An 18,145-nucleotide genomic window follows, 5' to 3' on the forward strand; every position below is an offset into this window, starting at 1 on the left:
TGCGGGAATAGCTCAGTTGGTAGAGCACGACCTTGCCAAGGTCGGGGTCGCGAGTTCGAGTCTCGTTTCCCGCTCCAGATTTTCATATTCACTAATGTTATTTGCTCTCGGGCGTAATCAGACTTAAAACTGCTGCAGTCTTTATCGATCTCATGCGGCCTGGTTTTCTTTCTGGAAATTTTACGTACCGCATTAGCACCAACGATGCCTGTAGTCTGTTGCAGTTATCTTACAGGTTATCCACAATGCGCCTGCAACGTACCGACGGCGTTTTACCCTATCTGCAAAACTGTTTTGAACAGAGTTATCCACAAGCTCTGGACAAGCCCCTGCGCGCAATATTCTACTTAAATGTTTACAATAATCATTTAACTCATTGATTGTTAATGAATTAAAGGTATTTCAGTCTGTGAATAGTCTTGGTAGACGATATAATGATCCTCGTCACTATTCGGCTTTATAATTTTATTCACAGCATGTGGAAAAGGATTTTATCCTGCGCGATTGGTTAATCACGCATCACGGACCAGGCCTTTCTCGACGGCGCGCACTAAGCGCTGTTTCTTCGCGGGCTGAACATCCACGCTCTGTGCCGCACGCCTCTGTAATTGCTGCGTGATGGCCCAGTCAATATGCTCATCCAGCATGGCGTTTTCACCGCTACGCATTTGCAACGCCGCCAGATTTTCTTCTGCCCAGGGCGCATTGCCCAATGCTACTGCGATATTCCTCAGCCAGCGTAAGTGGCCGATGCGGCGGATCGCAGAGCCTTCAGTGACTCGCAAGAATTTCGCTTCATCCCACTTGAAGAGATCCACCAACGGCGGCGCGTGCAGCACCGCGCGCGGCGAGAAATCATCTTCATCGGTCAACTGACCATAACGATTCCACGGACAGATAAGCTGGCAATCGTCACATCCATAGATGCGGTTACCAATCAGCGGACGGAATTCTTCCGGTATCGCACCTTCCAGCTCAATAGTGAGATAGGAAATACAGCGCCGCGCGTCAACCACATAAGGCTCAACGATAGCGGAAGTCGGGCAAATAGTGATGCAGGCGACGCAGCGACCGCACTGTTCTTCCTGTGGCTGATCGACGGGCAACGGCAAATCAATCAGCAACTCGCCGAGAAAGAACCAGGAACCGGCTTCGCGATTGAGAATGAGCGAGTGTTTACCGGTCCAGCCCAAGCCTGCTTTGGCGGCAATCGGCCGTTCAAGGATGGGGGCGGAATCGACAAATGGGCGAAAGTTGAGTTCGCCACAATGCGCCTGAATCATTTCTCCAAGCTTTTTCAGGCGATTGCGCAATACTTTGTGATAATCGCGGCCCAGCGCATAGCGGCTGACATAGCCCAGCTGAGGATTTTTTAAGGTGCTGGCAAACGCCGCTTTGGCCGGAAGGTAGTTCATGCGCACGCTGATCACGCGCAGTGTGCCGGGCAGGAGTTCATGCGGACGCGCACGCATCATGCCGTGGCGCGCCATCCAGTCCATCTCTCCGTGATACTGCTTCTCCAGCCAATCCTGTAATTTGGGCTCTTCAGCGCTAAGATCGGTATCGCAAATACCAACCTGCTGAAAGCCGAGTTCGCGCCCCCACTGTTTAATTTGGTGGGCAAGCTGTTGAAGATCGAGAGGGTATGACATGAGAAACCAGGCAATTGAAGCAAACCCGCGCAGTTTACCACACTCTGTCTGGCCTGCGCAGGCGATAGGGCAACTGGAGCGCGATGCGGCGGATAGCCTGGGTTTAACCTTGTATGAATTGATGCTGCGCGCCGGACAGGCGAGCTACGAACGGGTGCGGGCGCAATGGCCGCAGGCGCAGCATTGGCTGATTCTGTGCGGACAGGGTAATAACGGGGGCGATGGCTATGTGGTGGCGCGGTTGGCACAGGCTGCGGGGCTAGAGGTGACACTGCTGGCATGTACCGGTAATAAGCCGCTGCCGGAAGAAGCGCAGCAGGCGCAAGAAGCCTGGCTGGCGGCGGGCGGGGTGATACATGCCCCGGATGCGTCATGGCCGCAAAACATTGATGTGATCATCGATGCATTGCTCGGTACCGGCATCAATCGTGCACCAGCCGCGCCTTACGCTGAATTGATTGATCTGGCCAATGCACATGCCGCGCCCATCTTCGCGATAGATATTCCATCGGGGTTGAATGCTGCCACTGGCACCACGCCGGGCAATGCCATCAACGCGGATGTCACCCTGAGTATGATTGTGTTGAAACCGGGATTGTTGACTGGTAAAGCTCGCGATCACGTGGGTCGATTACATTGTGATGCGCTAGGCCTGAATGCATTCCTCGCGGGCGAGACGGATCCCATTCAACGCTACGATGCGGCTGATCTGGTGCACTGGCTGAAACCACGAAAAGCCACTTCGCACAAAGGTGACCATGGACGTTTAGTGGTAGTGGGAGGGGATACTGGCACCGCCGGGGCGATTCGAATGACGGCGGAAGCGGCGCTGCGCAGTGGTGCTGGGCTTGTGCGCGTGCTCACGCATGAAGATAATATCGGCCCGATTCTGACCGCGCGACCGGAGCTTATGGTCGATGCGCTAAATGATGAAACGCTGGAACAGGCCCTGCAATGGGCAGACGTGATCGCTATCGGGCCCGGACTGGGACAACGTGAGTGGGCTCAGAAGGCACTGAAAAAAGTCGCGTCTAGTGAAAAGCCGATGCTTTGGGATGCTGATGCGCTTAACCTGCTGGCAATCAAGCCGGATTACCGTCAGAATCGCATCATTACTCCGCATCCTGGCGAGGCCGCACGGCTGTTAGGCGTGAAGACCAGTGAGGTCGAGCGCGACCGCTTACAGGCGGCGCAAACGCTCGCTAAACGCTACGGCGGTGTGGTGGTGCTGAAAGGCGCAGGCACGATCGTGGCCAGCGCGGCAGGTGACATCGCGATTGCGGATGTAGGCAATGCAGGGATGGCATCCGGCGGCATGGGCGATGTCCTGAGCGGTATCATTGCGGCCATGCTGGGCCAGAAACTGACTTTACTTGAGGCAGCCTGCGCGGGCTGTGTCGCACACGGTGCAGCGGCAGATGCGGTTGCCCGGCAGCGCGGTACGCGCGGCATGTTAGCCACTGATTTGTTCGAACTGCTGTGGCAGTTTGTTAATCCAGAGATGATCCAACAATAAAGCATGAAAACCTGTGTTATCCCTTTGCCCGATGAGGCGGCAACCCTAAATCTGGGTGCGCAACTTGCCCGCGTTTGCAGCAGCGCGTTGGTGATCTATCTTTATGGCGATCTCGGCGCCGGTAAAACCACGTTTAGCCGCGGCTTTTTGCAGGCGCTTGGCCATCAGGGTAATGTGAAAAGCCCAACCTATACGCTGGTGGAGCCCTACGAACTCGGCTCACGCACGCTGTATCACTTCGATCTTTATCGCCTGGCCGATCCTGAAGAGCTGGAGTTTATGGGTATCCGCGATTACTTCAGCGGGGATGCATTGTGCCTGGTCGAATGGCCGCAGCAGGGCGCTGGCGTATTACCCGAGCCCGATCTGGCATTGACGCTGCGCTACGTGGACGCGGCGCGAGAAGCGGAGATCAGCGCGGTTTCTGCAGTGGGTGAAACGCTGCTGGCCCAGTTCCAGCAAGGCAGGGAGTCGGCATGACCGCATGGATGAAAGGGATTCTGCTGGCTGCGCTCTGTATCGTTTCTGCTTCTGCGTTATCTGCCACCTTGTCAGATATCAAAGTCGAAAACGGCGACAGTCAGGCAACCGTCACGCTGAGTTTTAATGGTCAACCCGTGTATGGTTTCTTCCCGCTGCATAACCCCAATCGTGTGGTGCTGGATATTCGGCAAAGTGGCGCGATTAAGGGCTTGCCGCTGAACTTTAGCGGCGAAAACATCGTACAACGCATTCGCAATAGCCAGCCGAAAGATAAACAGAGTATTCGTTTGGTGTTCGAACTGACGCAGGCGGCACACACGCGTGCCAGCACCCAACGTGACGGCAATCAGTATCGCGTGGTGTTTACCATTCGCGGTACGCAACCGGCAAAACGCAGCACTGCTGCCGCACCGGTGACCACCGCTCGCCAGAGCGAGAGTGCGGCGAATCCCTTTAATGCCAATCCGGTGACCACCGTCACCAACAGCAACACCACGGTACGTCCGGGTGGCGCCGTTTCACGCAATGACACGGTGATTGTGGCGATTGATGCCGGCCACGGTGGTCAGGATCCCGGCGCATCGGGCCAGCATGGCCTGCACGAGAAGAACGTCACCATTGCCATTGCGCGCAAACTGAAAGCGCTGATGGATCAGGACCCGATGTTTAAGCCCGTGCTGACGCGAAACGGCGATTACTTTATCTCGGTGATGGGGCGATCCGAGGTGGCGCGAAAAGAGAATGCCAATTTACTGGTATCGATTCACGCCGACGCCGCGCCCAACCATTCGGCGACCGGCGCATCCGTTTGGGTGTTATCAAACCGCCGCGCCAATAACGAAATGGCGAACTGGCTGGAACAGAAAGAGAAGCAGTCCGAATTGCTGGGCGGTGCTGGTGATTTACTGGCAAACAGCCAGGCTGATCCTTACTTAAGCCAGGCGGTACTGGATCTGCAATTCGGGCATTCACAGCGCGTTGGTTATGATGTCGCGGTGAAAGTGCTGCAGCAACTGCGCGGAGTGACGCCGTTGCACAAACGTTTACCGGAGCATGCCAGCTTAGGCGTGTTGCGTTCACCGGATATCCCTTCTTTACTGGTTGAGACTGGCTTTATCAGTAACGCGGCGGAGGAGCGGCTGCTTGGCAGCAGCGCGTATCAGGAGAAAATTGCTCAGTCGATCTATAAAGGACTGCGCAACTATTTCCTCGCGCATCCGCTGCAATCCATCCCAAAGGAGGAAAACCGGCCGCTGGACAGCGCACCAGCGGTTAGCGTTGCCAGCAACCCGGCAACCGGTACCGTGCAATACACTGGCGCGACGCAGCGCCATACGGTGACGCGCGGTGAGACGTTGTCAGGTATTGCCGCCAAATACGGTGTCAGCATGGCAACTCTGCGTGACCTCAATAGCCTGAAACGCGATGTGGTGTGGGTCGGGCAACACTTGAAAGTCCCGGCAAAATCGGGCGTGAGCGTGACCGCTGCGAGTCGTCCTACCCGACACAAAGTGGTACGCGGTGATTCACTCACTGGGATCGCCGCTCATTATGGTGTCAGCCCCAAAGCCATCATGCAGGCGAATAATATGAAGTCGAGCAACGTGATGCTGGGGCAAAACTTAAAGATTCCACAATCCTGATTGCTGGCGCTGCGGCGCCAGTCTGCTTAAAGGATCACCACCATGCCAATACAGATTTTACCGCCGCAGCTGGCGAACCAGATTGCCGCCGGCGAAGTGGTTGAGCGCCCGGCATCGGTCGTAAAAGAGCTGGTGGAAAACAGTCTTGATGCCGGCGCGACGCGCATTGACGTTGATATCGAAAAAGGCGGCGCGAAGTTGATTCGCATCCGCGATAACGGTTGTGGCATCGCCAAAGCCGAACTGGCCATGGCATTGGCTCGCCATGCTACCAGTAAAATTGCTTCGCTGGATGATCTTGAGGCGATTATGAGCCTCGGTTTTCGCGGCGAAGCCCTCGCCAGTATCAGTTCGGTTTCACGCCTCACGCTAACCTCTCGCACCGCGGATCAACACGAAGCCTGGCAAGCCTATGCGGAAGGACGTGATATGGATGTCACGGTGAAACCTGCAGCACATCCTGTCGGGACGTCGCTGGAAGTGCTCGATCTGTTTTACAACACCCCGGCGCGCCGCAAGTTTATGCGCACCGAGAAGACCGAATTTACCCATATTGATGAAGTGATTCGCCGTATCGCGCTGGCGCGCTTTGACGTGGCAATTTCGCTGACCCACAACGGCAAGATGATTCGCCAGTATCGTGCGGTGGATCAGGAAGCGCAGCGTGAACGCCGTCTTGGCGCTATCTGTGGCACCCCCTTTATGCAACATGCTCTGCGCATTGACTGGCAGCATGACGATTTGGCGTTGCGTGGATGGGTGGCCGATCCCGCCGGGTCACGTCAGGTGACGGATCTGCAATATTGTTACGTCAATGGCCGCATGATGCGTGACAAGCTGATCAACCATGCGATTCGGCAGGCGTATCAGACGCAGTTGGGGGAAGATCAACAACCCGCTTATGTGCTGTATCTGGAGATCGATCCCCATCAGGTGGATGTCAATGTTCATCCCGCGAAGCACGAAGTCCGTTTTCACCAGTCACGGCTGGTGCATGATTTCATCTGGCAGGGCGTCATGAGTGCGTTGCAGGCGAGCCGTGCCGCAGAGTTGCCCATCACGCATGCGGAAGAGCCCGCGCCAAAGTGGCAGCCAGAGAACCGACAGGCCGCAGGCGCGAATCATTTTGCGCAACCGGCGAACACAACACGCAATAGCACCAGCTCCCGCAGCGGCGGTGCGGCAGCGGTAACGCACGCGGGTTGGCAGAATAAAGAGCCGGTGTATCGAGCACGTGAAGGTGCCGCCTACCAGCAGTTAATGAAAACGCCTGTGGCCGAAGCCCCTCGCGCCGCCGCGCCGCAACCGGCTCCCGTGCGTCAGCCTGAAGCACGCGAAGCGCCGTTGGCTGCACATGCGCAAAGTTTTGGTCGTGTGCTGAGCGTGATGCATGAGCAATATGCGCTGCTGGAACGGGGTCATCAATTACAGTTGTTGTCACTGAATGTGGCCTCACGCTGGCTGAAACAGGCCCAGTTACAACCGGGAGAAGAGGGCTTGAAACCTCAACCTTTACTGATCCCGGTCCGGCTGAAAATTGCCAAAGAAGAGTTGAATGTGATCGATGTTCAGGGCGCGTTATTGAGGCTGATGGGCATTGATTTACAACGAGAAGGTCAGCACGTCACCTTACGCGCCGTCCCTTTACCGTTACGCACACAAAATTTACAAATCTTGATTCCAGAACTGTTAGGCTACTTGGCCCGGCAGCAAGAGGTTTCTGCATCTGCGTTGGCCCAATGGCTGGCACGTCGTGATGATGCAGAACACGCTCACTGGAATCACTCGCAGGCGATTGCACTGCTGGCAGAGCTGGAAAGGCTATGCCCGCATCTGCTCAAGTCGCCGCCTTCAGGTCTGTTACAGACCATTGAGATTGAGAGCGCGATTAACGCGTTGAAGCATGAGTGAACTAAACCAGGCTAGCCGGCCAAAGGCAATTTTTTTGATGGGGCCTACCGCCTCCGGTAAGACGGCATTAGCGATTTCGCTGCGTCAGCAACTTCCGGTGGAACTTATCAGCGTTGACTCTGCCTTAATCTATCGCGGGATGGATATTGGCACGGCGAAACCTTCGGCAGAAGAGTTAGCACTGGCGCCCCATCGTTTGCTGGACATTCGCGATCCGGCGGAAGCGTATTCCGCCGCTGAGTTTCGTCGCGATGCGCTGGCAGAAATGGCGGAGATTACCCAAAAGGGTAAGATTCCGTTGCTTGTTGGTGGAACCATGCTCTACTTCAAGGCGTTGCTTGAAGGATTGTCGCCGTTGCCCTCGGCCGATCCCGAGGTGCGTCAGCGGATAGAGCAAATGGCGGCGGAGAAAGGGTGGGAAGCCCTACACCGCCAGCTGTGTGAAATCGATCCGGTCGCCAGTAGTCGTATTCATCCGAATGATCCGCAGAGACTTTCGCGAGCACTGGAAGTTTTTTTTATTTCGGGTAAAACTTTAACGGAACTGACAAAAACACCCGGCGAAGCGTTACCCTACGACGTGTACCAGTTTGCTATCGCTCCGGCGAATCGTGAACTGATACATCAACGCATTGCGTTGCGTTACGACCAGATGCTAGCGTCAGGATTTGAAGCGGAGGCTCGTGAACTGTTTGCACGAGGTGATTTGCATACGGATATGCCTTCCATTCGTTGTGTAGGTTATCGCCAGATGTGGTCTTATCTCTCTGGTGAAATCGATTACGACGAAATGGTTTATCGGGGAATTTGCGCCACCCGGCAGCTCGCTAAACGCCAGATGACCTGGTTACGTGGCTGGCCAAACGTCCATTGGTTAGACAGTGACGAGCCAGAATTAGCCCGTAATGCGGTGCTTCAGGTAGTTAGTGCGTAGCAGGGATGATTGTGTACAATTGGTCCGTTATCGTGCGCAAATTTTTACGCAGTTTTTCTGAACCACGGTTCTTAAAGTAACAAACAACAAGCATATAAGGAAAAGATAGAATGGCTAAGGGGCAATCATTACAAGACCCGTTTTTGAACGCATTGCGTCGTGAACGTGTACCGGTTTCGATCTATTTGGTGAATGGTATTAAGCTGCAAGGACAAATTGAATCCTTTGATCAGTTCGTCATTCTGTTGAAAAACACGGTTAGCCAGATGGTGTACAAGCACGCCATCTCTACAGTGGTTCCTTCTCGTCCGGTTTCGCACCATAGCAACAACCCGGGCGGTAGCGGTGGCAGCAGCAATTACCACCATAGCGGAAGCAACCAGGGCGCTCAGTCGCAGCCACAACAAGACGGCGATAACGCAGAATAATTTTGCGCTGCCGTAAAGCCAGGGCTGGGGAGCGAAAGCGTTTTCCCGTCCTGGTTATTTTATTTTAGCGAGGTTATAGCTTGTTTGACCGTTATGATGCCGGTGAGCAGGCCGTACTGGTACACATCTGGTTCTCCCAAGACAAAGAGCTGGAAGATTTGCAGGAGTTCGAAACTCTTGTCTCTTCTGCGGGCGTCGAAGCGCTGCATGTGATTACTGGCAGCCGTAAAGCGCCACATCCCAAATATTTTGTCGGTGAAGGAAAGGCAGTTGAAATTGCCGATGCGGTGAAAGCGAGTGGAGCATCGGTCGTATTATTCGATCATGCCTTATCGCCTGCCCAGGAACGTAATCTCGAGCGAGTGTGTGAATGTCGCGTTGTCGACCGCACTGGCTTAATTCTCGATATTTTTGCTCAGCGCGCCCGTACCCATGAGGGTAAATTACAGGTCGAGCTGGCACAATTGCGCCACATGGCAACCCGTTTGGTGCGTGGATGGACGCACCTTGAGCGCCAAAAAGGCGGTATTGGTTTGCGTGGTCCCGGTGAAACGCAGCTGGAAACGGACCGCCGCTTACTGCGTAATCGCATTAGTCTCATCCTTTCCCGCCTTGAGCGTGTGGAGAAGCAGCGCGAACAGGGCCGACAAGCACGCGCCAAAGCCGATGTGCCCACCGTTTCGCTGGTGGGATACACCAACGCCGGCAAATCTACCCTGTTCAATGCGGTGACGTCAGCCAATGTATATGCGGCCGATCAGCTGTTTGCGACCCTCGATCCGACACTGCGTCGCCTGAATGTGGCAGACGTGGGTGAGGTGGTTTTAGCGGATACCGTTGGGTTTATTCGCCACTTACCGCATGACTTAGTGGCGGCCTTTAAAGCCACACTGCAGGAAACACGTCAGGCGACGCTCTTGCTGCACGTGATTGACGCTGCCGATTTGCGCGTCAACGACAACATCGACGCCGTTAATGAAGTATTGGCAGAAATCGAATCGGATGAAATTCCCATGCTGTTGATTATGAATAAAATCGACATGCTGGACGGTTTTGTGCCGCGTATTGATCGTGATGAAGAGAATAAGCCGACACGCGTCTGGCTTTCTGCTCAGAGCGGTGAAGGTCTACCCTTACTTTGGCAGGCGCTGTCTGAACGCTTAGCCGGTGAAATTGCGCAGTATGATTTACGTCTGCCGCCAGAAGCGGGCCGTTTGCGCAGCCGCTTCTACCAACTGCAGGCGATTGAGAAAGAATGGAATGAAGATGATGGTTCTGTAGGTATGCACGTGCGAATGCCAATCGTTGACTGGCGTCGTTTGTGCAAACAGGAACCGTCATTAGCCAGTTATATTGTTTGATATTGCCCTAACGCCTTTACCTAACTTGTTGAAAATTGCTGCAATTATTTCTCTGGGCCGCAATTCGAAAGAGGAAGGGTAAAAAACGTAAATACAATAAATGGAGTAGAAACATGGCGTGGAATCAGCCCGGAAATAACGGACAGGACCGCGACCCGTGGGGAAGCAGCAATAATCAAGGCGGCAACTCTGGGGGAAATAAGGGAGGGCGCGATCAGGGGCCTCCTGATCTGGATGATATCTTCCGTAAGCTGAGTAAAAAACTCGGCGGACTGGGCGGTGGCAAACAGAGTGACAACAATGGCCAGCGCGGCGGCGGTAGCGGTGGCAAACTGGTTGGCATCGTTGCCGTAGCCGCAGTGGTCATCTGGGCTGCCAGCGGTTTCTACACCATCAAAGAAGCAGAACGTGGCGTTGTGACCCGTTTTGGTAAGTTCAGCCATCTGGTTGAGCCGGGCCTGAACTGGAAGCCAACCTTTATCGATCAGGTGCGTGCCGTTAACGTTGAAGCCGTGCGTGAACTGGCCGCCTCTGGCGTGATGCTGACGTCGGACGAAAACGTGGTGCGCGTGGAAATGAACGTGCAGTACCGCGTAACCAATCCTGAGCAGTATTTGTATGCGGTCACCAGCGCTGACGACAGTTTGCGTCAGGCCACCGACAGTGCGCTGCGCGGTGTGATTGGTCGTTCTACCATGGATCGTATCCTCACTGAAGGCCGTACCGTGGTGCGTAGCGAGACGCAACGTGAGCTGGATGAAACCATCCGTCCTTACAACATGGGGATTACCCTGCTTGACGTTAACTTCCAGGCGGCACGTCCACCGGAAGAAGTGAAGGCCTCGTTTGACGATGCCATCGCCGCACGTGAAAACCGCGAGCAGTACGTGCGTGAAGCAGAAGCCTATTCGAATGAAGTGCAGCCGCGTGCGAACGGTCAGGCGCAACGTATTCTGGAAGAAGCCCGCGCTTACAAAGAGCGTACGGTGTTAGAAGCGCAGGGTGAAGTGGCACGCTTTGCTTTACTGCTGCCGGAATACAAAGCCGCACCGCAAATCACCAAAGAGCGTCTGTATATCGAAAGCATGGAACGCGTGCTGAGCCATACACGTAAAGTCCTGGTTAACGACCGTGGTAACAGCCTGATGGTGCTGCCACTGGATCAACTGATGCGTGGTGGTCAGATTTCTGGCAGCCAGGCTGGCCAGAAAAACACTAATTTGATGAAGCTGCCTTCGTCTGGCAGCAGTGCCAGCAATGATGACTCTTCGTCTTATAGTCCGAGCAGCATCATGGACCAGCGTCGCGCCAATGCGTTACGCAACGATACCCAGCGCGCAGGGAGGGAGTAATCGATGCGTAAGCCAATTATTGCCGTAATTATTGTCGTCCTGGTGGCGCTGTACGCATCACTGTTCGTGGTGCAGGAAGGTGAGCGCGGTATCGTGCTGCGCTTCGGTAAAGTTCTGCGCGATAGCGAGAACAAGCCGCAGGTTTATGCACCGGGTCTGCACTTCAAGATCCCGTTTATTGAAACTGTGAAGTCGCTGGATGCGCGTATCCAGACCATGGACAACCAGGCCGATCGCTTTGTTACCAAAGAGAAGAAAGACCTGATCGTTGATTCCTACATCAAGTGGCGCATCAGTGATTTCAGCCGTTACTACCTGGCTACGGGCGGTGGTGATGTTTCTCAGGCTGAAGTGCTGCTGAAACGTAAGTTCAGTGACCGTCTGCGTTCTGAGATGGGTCGTCTGGATGTGAAAGACATCGTCACGGATTCACGTGGCCGTTTGACCACCGACGTGCGTGATGCGCTGAACACCGGTACTGCAGGCAGTGATGACGAAGTGCAGACGCCAGCTGCAGATGATGCGATTGCCAGCGCGGCAGCCCGCGTTGAGCGTGAAACCAACAGCAGCGAGCCAGCACCAAACCCGAACAGTATGGCTGCACTGGGTATTCAGGTGGTTGACGTACGCATCAAGCAGATCAACCTGCCAGCGGAAGTGTCTGATGCTATCTACAACCGTATGCGCGCTGAGCGTGAAGCGGTTGCCCGTAGCCAGCGTTCACAAGGTCAGGAAGAGGCTGAAAAACTGCGTGCTCAGGCGGATTACCAGGTCACTCGAACTTTGGCTGAAGCCCAGCGTCAGGCATTGATTTCACGTGGTGAAGGTGATGCGCAGGCAGCAAAACTGTTTGCTGATGCTTTCGGTCAGGATCCTGATTTCTATGCCTTTATCCGCAGCCTGCGTGCTTACGAGAACAGCTTCTCTGACAATCAGGACGTGATGGTGTTGAGCCCGGATAGCGATTTCTTCCGCTTTATGAAGGCGCCGACTAACGCCGCGCGTTAAGAACTGATATAACCTTGAGGCCGACAATGTTGTCGGCCTTTTTTTTGGGAAAAATAGCATGAACACAACCATCTGGATGGCGCTGGCATTGGTTCTGGTGCTGGAAGGGCTGGGTCCGATGTTTCTGCCGCGCATCTGGCGCCGCATGATTCTGTCTATGGCGCAGTTGCCCGATCGCATCCTGCATCGTTTTGGTGGTGGATTAGTGGTAGCGGGCGTGGTGATTTATTACATGCTGAGCGTGCACGCGAGCGCATAGCGTTAAATTTGAGCGATAACGCACGGCTAAATTGTGTCTTGCAGTCGATGTTTCCCCCAACATGTTGTATTGATCAAAACGCGGGCAAAAAACCGCGCAATCGTATGCTAAAAGTGCTGAAAGTGAGCAAAACCGATGGTAGAATCCATTTTTAAGCAATCGGTGATTTTGAAAAAATGGGTAAGAACGTCGTCGTACTGGGCACCCAATGGGGTGACGAAGGTAAAGGTAAGATCGTAGACCTTCTGACTGAACGCGCGAATTTCGTTGTGCGTTACCAGGGTGGCCACAATGCAGGCCATACACTTGTCATCAACGGTGAAAAAACCGTCCTCCACTTAATTCCATCTGGCATCCTGCGTGATAACGTGACCAGCATCATTGGTAATGGTGTTGTGCTGTCACCTGAAGCGCTGATGAAAGAGATGAAAGGCCTGGAAGAGCGCGGTGTGCCGGTACGTGAACGTCTGCTGATCTCCGAAGCATGTCCACTGATTCTGCAATATCACGTCGCGATGGACGTGGCGCGCGAAAAAGCGCGTGGCGCCAAAGCGATTGGTACCACCGGTCGTGGTATCGGTCCAGCTTACGAAGATAAAGTTGCACGTCGCGGTCTGCGCGTGAGCGACCTCTTCAATAAAGAAACCTTCGCCGTTAAGCTGAAAGAAATCGTCGATTTCTACAACTTCCAGCTGGTTAACTACTACAAAACTGATGCGGTTGACTATGAAAAAGTGCTGAGCGATACGTTGGCTGTGGCTGACATTCTGACCAGCATGGTGGTTGACGTTTCTGACCTGTTGGACGGTGCGCGCAAGCGTGGCGATCTGATCATGTTCGAAGGCGCACAGGGTACGCTGCTGGATATCGACCACGGTACTTATCCGTATGTGACCTCGTCTAACACCACCGCAGGTGGCGTGGCGACGGGCTCCGGTATTGGCCCACGTTATGTTGATTACGTGCTGGGTATCGTTAAAGCTTACTCAACGCGTGTTGGTGCGGGTCCATTCCCTACCGAACTGTTTGACGAAACTGGCGAGTTCCTGTGTGCACAGGGCCACGAATTTGGCGCGACCACCGGTCGTCGTCGTCGTACCGGCTGGCTGGATGCGGTTGCCGTTCGTCGCGCAGTACAGATCAACTCCCTGTCAGGTTTCTGCATGACCAAACTGGACGTGCTGGATGGCCTGAAAGAAGTGAAAATCTGTGTGGCTTATCGCATGCCGGATGGCCGCGAGATGACCACCACGCCACTGGCTGCGGAAGGTTGGGAAGGTATTGAGCCAATCTACGAAACCATGCCTGGCTGGAGCGAAACCACCTTTGGTGTGAAAACGCTGGAAGGTCTGCCACAGGCCGCGCGTGACTACATCAAGCGTGTAGAAGAAGTGACCGGTGTGCCGATTGATATTATTTCAACTGGCCCGGACCGTAGTGAGACCATGATTCTGCGCGACCCGTTCGACGCATAATCTTACATGGCCGGACACTGTCCGGCCTTTGTTTATCCGCTCTTTGACTCCGCTCACTCTCTTTTTTCTTGCAATTATCGATACTTGCTTAAGAAAAAACGCACCGGCTTCCACGCTCTGGTTTATCATCATACTTAAACACCACGCCGACCGGCGCATAACCCTAACGCCCGATGATTCACCGAGGTATATGTGCAGCTAACGAGTTTCACCGATTATGGTCTGCGTGCGCTGATTTACATGGCGACGTTGCCGGAAGGTAAGCAGACCAACATTACCGAAGTCACCGATACCTACGGGGTGTCGCGTAACCATATGGTTAAAATCATCAACCAACTCAGCCGGGCTGGCTTTGTCGCCGCGACACGCGGTAAAAACGGCGGAATTCGTTTAGGCATGGACCCGGAAAAAATCGTCATTGGTCAGGTAGTGAGAAAAATGGAGCCTTTGCAGCTGGTGAACTGTGAGGAGTGTGCCATCACACCGGCCTGTCGTCTGCGCAAGGCGCTGCACGATGCGGTCCAGTTATTCCTCAAAGAGCTGGATAACTATACATTGGCCGATCTGGTCAAAGATAACGATTCACTGTACCAAATTTTATTGTCCGAACCGCCGGTGGCAATCCAAATTAAATGACATCGGAGGAACCGTAATGTCAAAAGATCCTTATCAGGATAGAGAAGCAGAAAAGTACGACAACCCCATTCCAAGCCGCGAATTTATTCTGGCGCTGTTAGAAAAGCGTGAGAAACCCATCAATCGTGATGAAATTGCCCAGGAATTGAATATCACCAGCGAAGAGCAGCTTGAAGCGCTGCGCCGTCGTCTGCGCGCCATGGAGCGTGACGGTCAGCTGGTGTTTACCCGTCGTCAATGTTACGCCCTGCCAGAACGCCTCGACTTACTGCGCGGTAAAGTGATTGGTCACCGTGATGGCTATGGCTTCCTGCGCGTCGAAGGCCAGAAAGATGATTTCTATCTGTCTGCTGAGCAGATGAAATTCTGCCTGCACGGTGATGTGATTCTGGCACAGCCGGGTAGTGCAGACCGTAAAGGTCGCCGTGAAGCGCGCGTGGTGCGCGTGCTGGAACCACGCAACAGCCAGATTGTTGGCCGTTACTTTACCGATGCCGGCACCGGTTTTGTGGTGCCGGATGACAGCCGCCTGAGCTTCGACATCCTGATTCCGCAGGAAGAAACCCAGGGCGCGCGCATGGGCTCGGTGGTGGTTGTAGAGATCGTCCAGCGCTCAACCCGTCGCACCAAAGCCATCGGTAAGGTCACCGAGATTCTCGGCGATAACATGGGCACCGGTCTTGCGGTCGATATGGCGCTGCGCACCCACGAGATCCCACATACCTGGCCGGAAGAAGTTGAGAAAGAGATTTCGAAACTGAAAGAGCAGGTGCCAGAGGAGGCAAAAAAAGGCCGCGTCGATCTGCGTGAGTTACCGCTCGTCACCATCGATGGTGAAGATGCGCGTGACTTCGATGATGCCGTTTACTGCGAGAAAAAACGCGGTGGTGGCTGGCGTCTGTGGGTGGCGATTGCGGATGTCAGCTATTACGTGCGTCCAGGCACGGCGTTAGATGACGAAGCGCATCAGCGCGGCACGTCGGTTTACTTCCCGTCACAAGTGGTGCCGATGCTGCCGGAGATCCTCTCCAACGGTTTGTGCTCGCTGAACCCGCAGGTGGATCGTCTGTGCATGGTGTGCGAGATGACCATCTCTTCCAGCGGCAAGCTCACCGGCTATAAGCACTACGAAGCGGTGATGAACTCCCACGCGCGTCTGACCTACACCAAGGTGTGGAACATTCTGCAGGGCGATTCCGAGCTGCGTGAGCAGTATGCCGCGCAGGTTAAACACCTTGAAGAGCTGCATCACATGTATCAGGAGCTGGAAACCGCACGTGAGCAGCGTGGCGGCATCTCCTTCGAAACGGAAGAGGCCAAATTTATCTTCAATGCGGAGCGTCGTATTGATCGCGTTGAACGTACCGTGCGTAACGATGCGCACAAGCTGATCGAAGAGTGCATGATTCTCGCCAACATCGCCTCGGCGCGTTATGTTGAGAAGCATCAGGAACCGTCACTGTTCCGCGATCACGATCGTCCAACCGAAGATAGCATCAAAAGCTTCCGCACCGTATTGAACGAGCTGGGCTTGAGCCTGCCAGGAGGCGCGAAACCGCAGCCTGTCGACTATGCCGAATTGCTCAAGCAAGTGGCCGATCGCCCGGATGCAGAAATGCTGCAAACCATGTTGCTGCGCTCAATGAAGCAAGCGGTGTACGATCCTGAAAACCGTGGTCACTTTGGCCTGGCGTTGCAGTCCTATGCACACTTCACTTCGCCAATTCGTCGTTATCCTGATCTGCTGCTGCACCGTGCGATTAAATACCTGCTGGCGAAAGAGCAGGGCACGCTGAAAGGCAACACTACGCCAAACGGCGGTTATCACTACGATATGCAGCAGATGTTGCAGCTCGGTCAGCACTGTTCGATGACCGAACGCCGTGCTGATGAAGCCACGCGTGATGTCGCGGACTGGCTGAAATGTGACTTTATGCAGGATCAGGTTGGCAACGTGTTTAGCGGCGTGATCTCCAGCGTGACCGGATTTGGCTTCTTCGTGCGTCTCAACGATCTGTTTATCGATGGCCTGGTGCACGTCTCTTCGCTGGATAACGATTACTACCGTTTCGATCCAATTGGTCAGCGTCTGATTGGCGAATCTGGTGGCCGTACTTATCGTTTAGGCGATACGGTGGAAGTGCGTGTGGAAGCGGTGCACATGGATGAGCGCAAAATCGACTTTGCGCTCATCTCCAGCAAGCGCGTACCGCGCGGCGAGGGTAAAACCGAGCGCGAACGTGAGAAGCGCGGCGGCAAGCCGCCGGCAAGACGTCGTCGCGATGCGGGTAAAAAGGGCACCTTCGAGCCAGATTCAGCGTTCCGCAGCGAGAAGAAGCAGCATGCGCCTGCTGAAAAATCGGCTAAAACTGAGAAAAAAGGCAAAAAAGTCTCTGAGAAAACCCGTAAAATCGCCGCCGCCACCAAGGCCAAGCGCGGGTCGAAGAAGAAACCTAACGAAGCTTGAGGGTTGGCTCGCGAAGCCTGAAGACCTGATCGCACTTTGAAGGTGGGGTCGCCTTAAACGGCGCCCCAAAGTTAGGCTAGCGTGCTTTGATGGCGCCCGCTCGACAGATCATGGATAAGTGCGTAGTGATGGCGACTTTAAGTTAGTTCAGCGTGTTGTGACGACGAGCGTACGTTAAATCAGCACGTTTTGTAGGGTGCGCAGTTATGTGCACCGAAATTAATACTCAAATTTTCAAATCGATACATCCAACCTTGAGCAAACAAATGAGTGAAATAATTTTTGGTATTCATGCCGTGCAGGCGCTGCTGGAACGTGATCCTCAGCGTTTCCAGGAAGTCTTTATTCTCAAAGGCCGTGACGATCGTCGCCTGCAGCCGCTGATTGCCGCACTGGAAGCTCAGGGAATTGTGGTTCAGGTGGCTAATCGCCAATGGCTCGACAGCCAGGTGGAAGGCGGTGTGCATCAAGGTATCGTGGCACGCGTCAAGCAGGGTAAAAACTATCAGGAAGGCGATCTGCCGGATCTGCTGCAAAGCCTGGAAAAACCGTTTCTACTGGTACTGGATGGCGTTACCGATCCGCATAACCTCGGTGCCTGCCTGCGTAGCGCCGATGCGGCGGGCGTGCATGCCGTCATCGTGCCGAAAGATCGTGCCGCCCCGCTGAATGCCACGGCGAAAAAAGTCGCCAGTGGTGCAGCAGAGAACGTGCCATTGATTCGCGTCACCAACCTGGCACGTACCCTGCGTTTACTGCAGGAGTACAACATCTGGGTGGTTGGCACCGCAGGTGAAGCCGATCACACCGTGTACCAGAGCAACATGACTGGCCCGATGGCGTTGGTGATGGGTGCGGAAGGCGAAGGCATGCGTCGTCTGACCCGTGAACACTGCGATGAGCTGATCAGCATCCCAATGGCGGGCAGCGTCTCTTCACTGAACGTCTCTGTCGCCACCGGCGTCTGCCTGTTCGAAGCGGTACGCCAGCGTTTGGCGTGATCCCCACCACAAAAGTGTT

At 54.5% G+C, this 18,145-nt stretch carries 15 protein-coding genes and 1 tRNA gene; 15 read left to right on the forward strand and 1 reads right to left on the reverse strand.

Features of this window, described 5'->3' with window-relative positions; translation table 11 throughout:
- The first annotated feature begins 1 nt into the window (after window position 1).
- Window positions 2-77, forward strand: a tRNA-Gly gene (locus tag JK231_RS10145).
- Window positions 78-512: 435 nt separating this feature from the next.
- Here JK231_RS10145 and queG read toward each other — a convergent pair.
- Window positions 513-1,652, reverse strand: coding sequence for a tRNA epoxyqueuosine(34) reductase QueG (gene queG / locus JK231_RS10150; protein ID WP_097119483.1), 1,140 nt, complete (start codon window positions 1,650-1,652; stop codon window positions 513-515).
- Between queG and nnr the strand changes: the two genes are divergently transcribed.
- The 14 genes from nnr (at window position 1,651) to rlmB (ending at window position 18,126) form a co-directional block, all read left to right on the forward strand.
- A complete protein-coding gene (gene nnr, locus JK231_RS10155; RefSeq protein WP_097119484.1) occupies window positions 1,651-3,168 on the forward strand; it encodes a bifunctional ADP-dependent NAD(P)H-hydrate dehydratase/NAD(P)H-hydrate epimerase in 1,518 nt (505 codons plus the stop codon). The two genes, queG and nnr, sit on opposite strands and share 2 nt — an antisense overlap.
- Window positions 3,169-3,171: 3 nt before the next feature.
- Complete coding sequence (gene tsaE / locus JK231_RS10160) at window positions 3,172-3,648, forward strand: tRNA (adenosine(37)-N6)-threonylcarbamoyltransferase complex ATPase subunit type 1 TsaE (RefSeq protein WP_034829377.1); 477 nt, start codon at window positions 3,172-3,174, stop codon at window positions 3,646-3,648.
- A complete protein-coding gene (amiB, locus tag JK231_RS10165; protein WP_160834428.1) occupies window positions 3,645-5,294 on the forward strand; it encodes an N-acetylmuramoyl-L-alanine amidase AmiB in 1,650 nt (549 codons plus the stop codon). The genes tsaE and amiB overlap by 4 nt, the downstream gene beginning before the upstream one ends.
- 42 nt (window positions 5,295-5,336) lie before the next feature.
- The gene (gene mutL, locus JK231_RS10170) at window positions 5,337-7,205 is read left to right on the forward strand and encodes a DNA mismatch repair endonuclease MutL (protein ID WP_211728475.1); all 1,869 of its coding nucleotides are present in this window, start codon (window positions 5,337-5,339) and stop codon (window positions 7,203-7,205) included.
- Entirely contained in the window at window positions 7,198-8,139 is a 942-nt protein-coding gene (gene miaA / locus JK231_RS10175; RefSeq protein ID WP_211728476.1) for a tRNA (adenosine(37)-N6)-dimethylallyltransferase MiaA, read from the forward strand. The genes mutL and miaA overlap by 8 nt, the downstream gene beginning before the upstream one ends.
- A 110-nt stretch (window positions 8,140-8,249) precedes the next feature.
- Entirely contained in the window at window positions 8,250-8,567 is a 318-nt protein-coding gene (hfq, locus tag JK231_RS10180; protein WP_034829366.1) for an RNA chaperone Hfq, read from the forward strand.
- Between the two features lie 80 nt (window positions 8,568-8,647).
- Window positions 8,648-9,928 carry a ribosome rescue GTPase HflX gene (gene hflX, locus JK231_RS10185; protein ID WP_097119487.1) on the forward strand — a complete coding sequence of 427 codons (1,281 nt, stop codon included), beginning with the start codon at window positions 8,648-8,650 and terminating at the stop codon, window positions 9,926-9,928.
- A 113-nt stretch (window positions 9,929-10,041) separates the two neighbouring features.
- A complete protein-coding gene (hflK, locus tag JK231_RS10190; RefSeq protein ID WP_034829354.1) occupies window positions 10,042-11,280 on the forward strand; it encodes an FtsH protease activity modulator HflK in 1,239 nt (412 codons plus the stop codon).
- A 3-nt stretch (window positions 11,281-11,283) separates the two neighbouring features.
- Complete coding sequence (gene hflC / locus JK231_RS10195; protein WP_211728477.1) at window positions 11,284-12,288, forward strand: protease modulator HflC; 1,005 nt, start codon at window positions 11,284-11,286, stop codon at window positions 12,286-12,288.
- A gap of 58 nt (window positions 12,289-12,346) precedes the next feature.
- The gene (locus JK231_RS10200; protein ID WP_034829350.1) at window positions 12,347-12,547 is read left to right on the forward strand and encodes a DUF2065 family protein; all 201 of its coding nucleotides are present in this window, start codon (window positions 12,347-12,349) and stop codon (window positions 12,545-12,547) included.
- A gap of 176 nt (window positions 12,548-12,723) precedes the next feature.
- Window positions 12,724-14,022: an adenylosuccinate synthase gene (locus JK231_RS10205; protein WP_034829348.1), complete on the forward strand. Its 1,299-nt coding sequence runs from the start codon at window positions 12,724-12,726 to the stop codon at window positions 14,020-14,022.
- 192 nt (window positions 14,023-14,214) lie between these two features.
- Complete coding sequence (gene nsrR / locus JK231_RS10210; RefSeq protein WP_034829346.1) at window positions 14,215-14,658, forward strand: nitric oxide-sensing transcriptional repressor NsrR; 444 nt, start codon at window positions 14,215-14,217, stop codon at window positions 14,656-14,658.
- Window positions 14,659-14,674: 16 nt separating this feature from the next.
- The gene (gene rnr / locus JK231_RS10215) at window positions 14,675-17,125 is read left to right on the forward strand and encodes a ribonuclease R (protein WP_211728478.1); all 2,451 of its coding nucleotides are present in this window, start codon (window positions 14,675-14,677) and stop codon (window positions 17,123-17,125) included.
- A gap of 266 nt (window positions 17,126-17,391) precedes the next feature.
- Window positions 17,392-18,126, forward strand: coding sequence for a 23S rRNA (guanosine(2251)-2'-O)-methyltransferase RlmB (gene rlmB, locus JK231_RS10220; RefSeq protein WP_211728479.1), 735 nt, complete (start codon window positions 17,392-17,394; stop codon window positions 18,124-18,126).
- Window positions 18,127-18,145: the final 19 nt, after the last annotated feature.

It is taken from the genome of Pantoea sp. JGM49 (assembly GCF_018257655.1).
In the GTDB taxonomy this organism is placed as follows: Bacteria; Pseudomonadota; Gammaproteobacteria; order Enterobacterales; family Enterobacteriaceae; genus Pantoea; species Pantoea communis.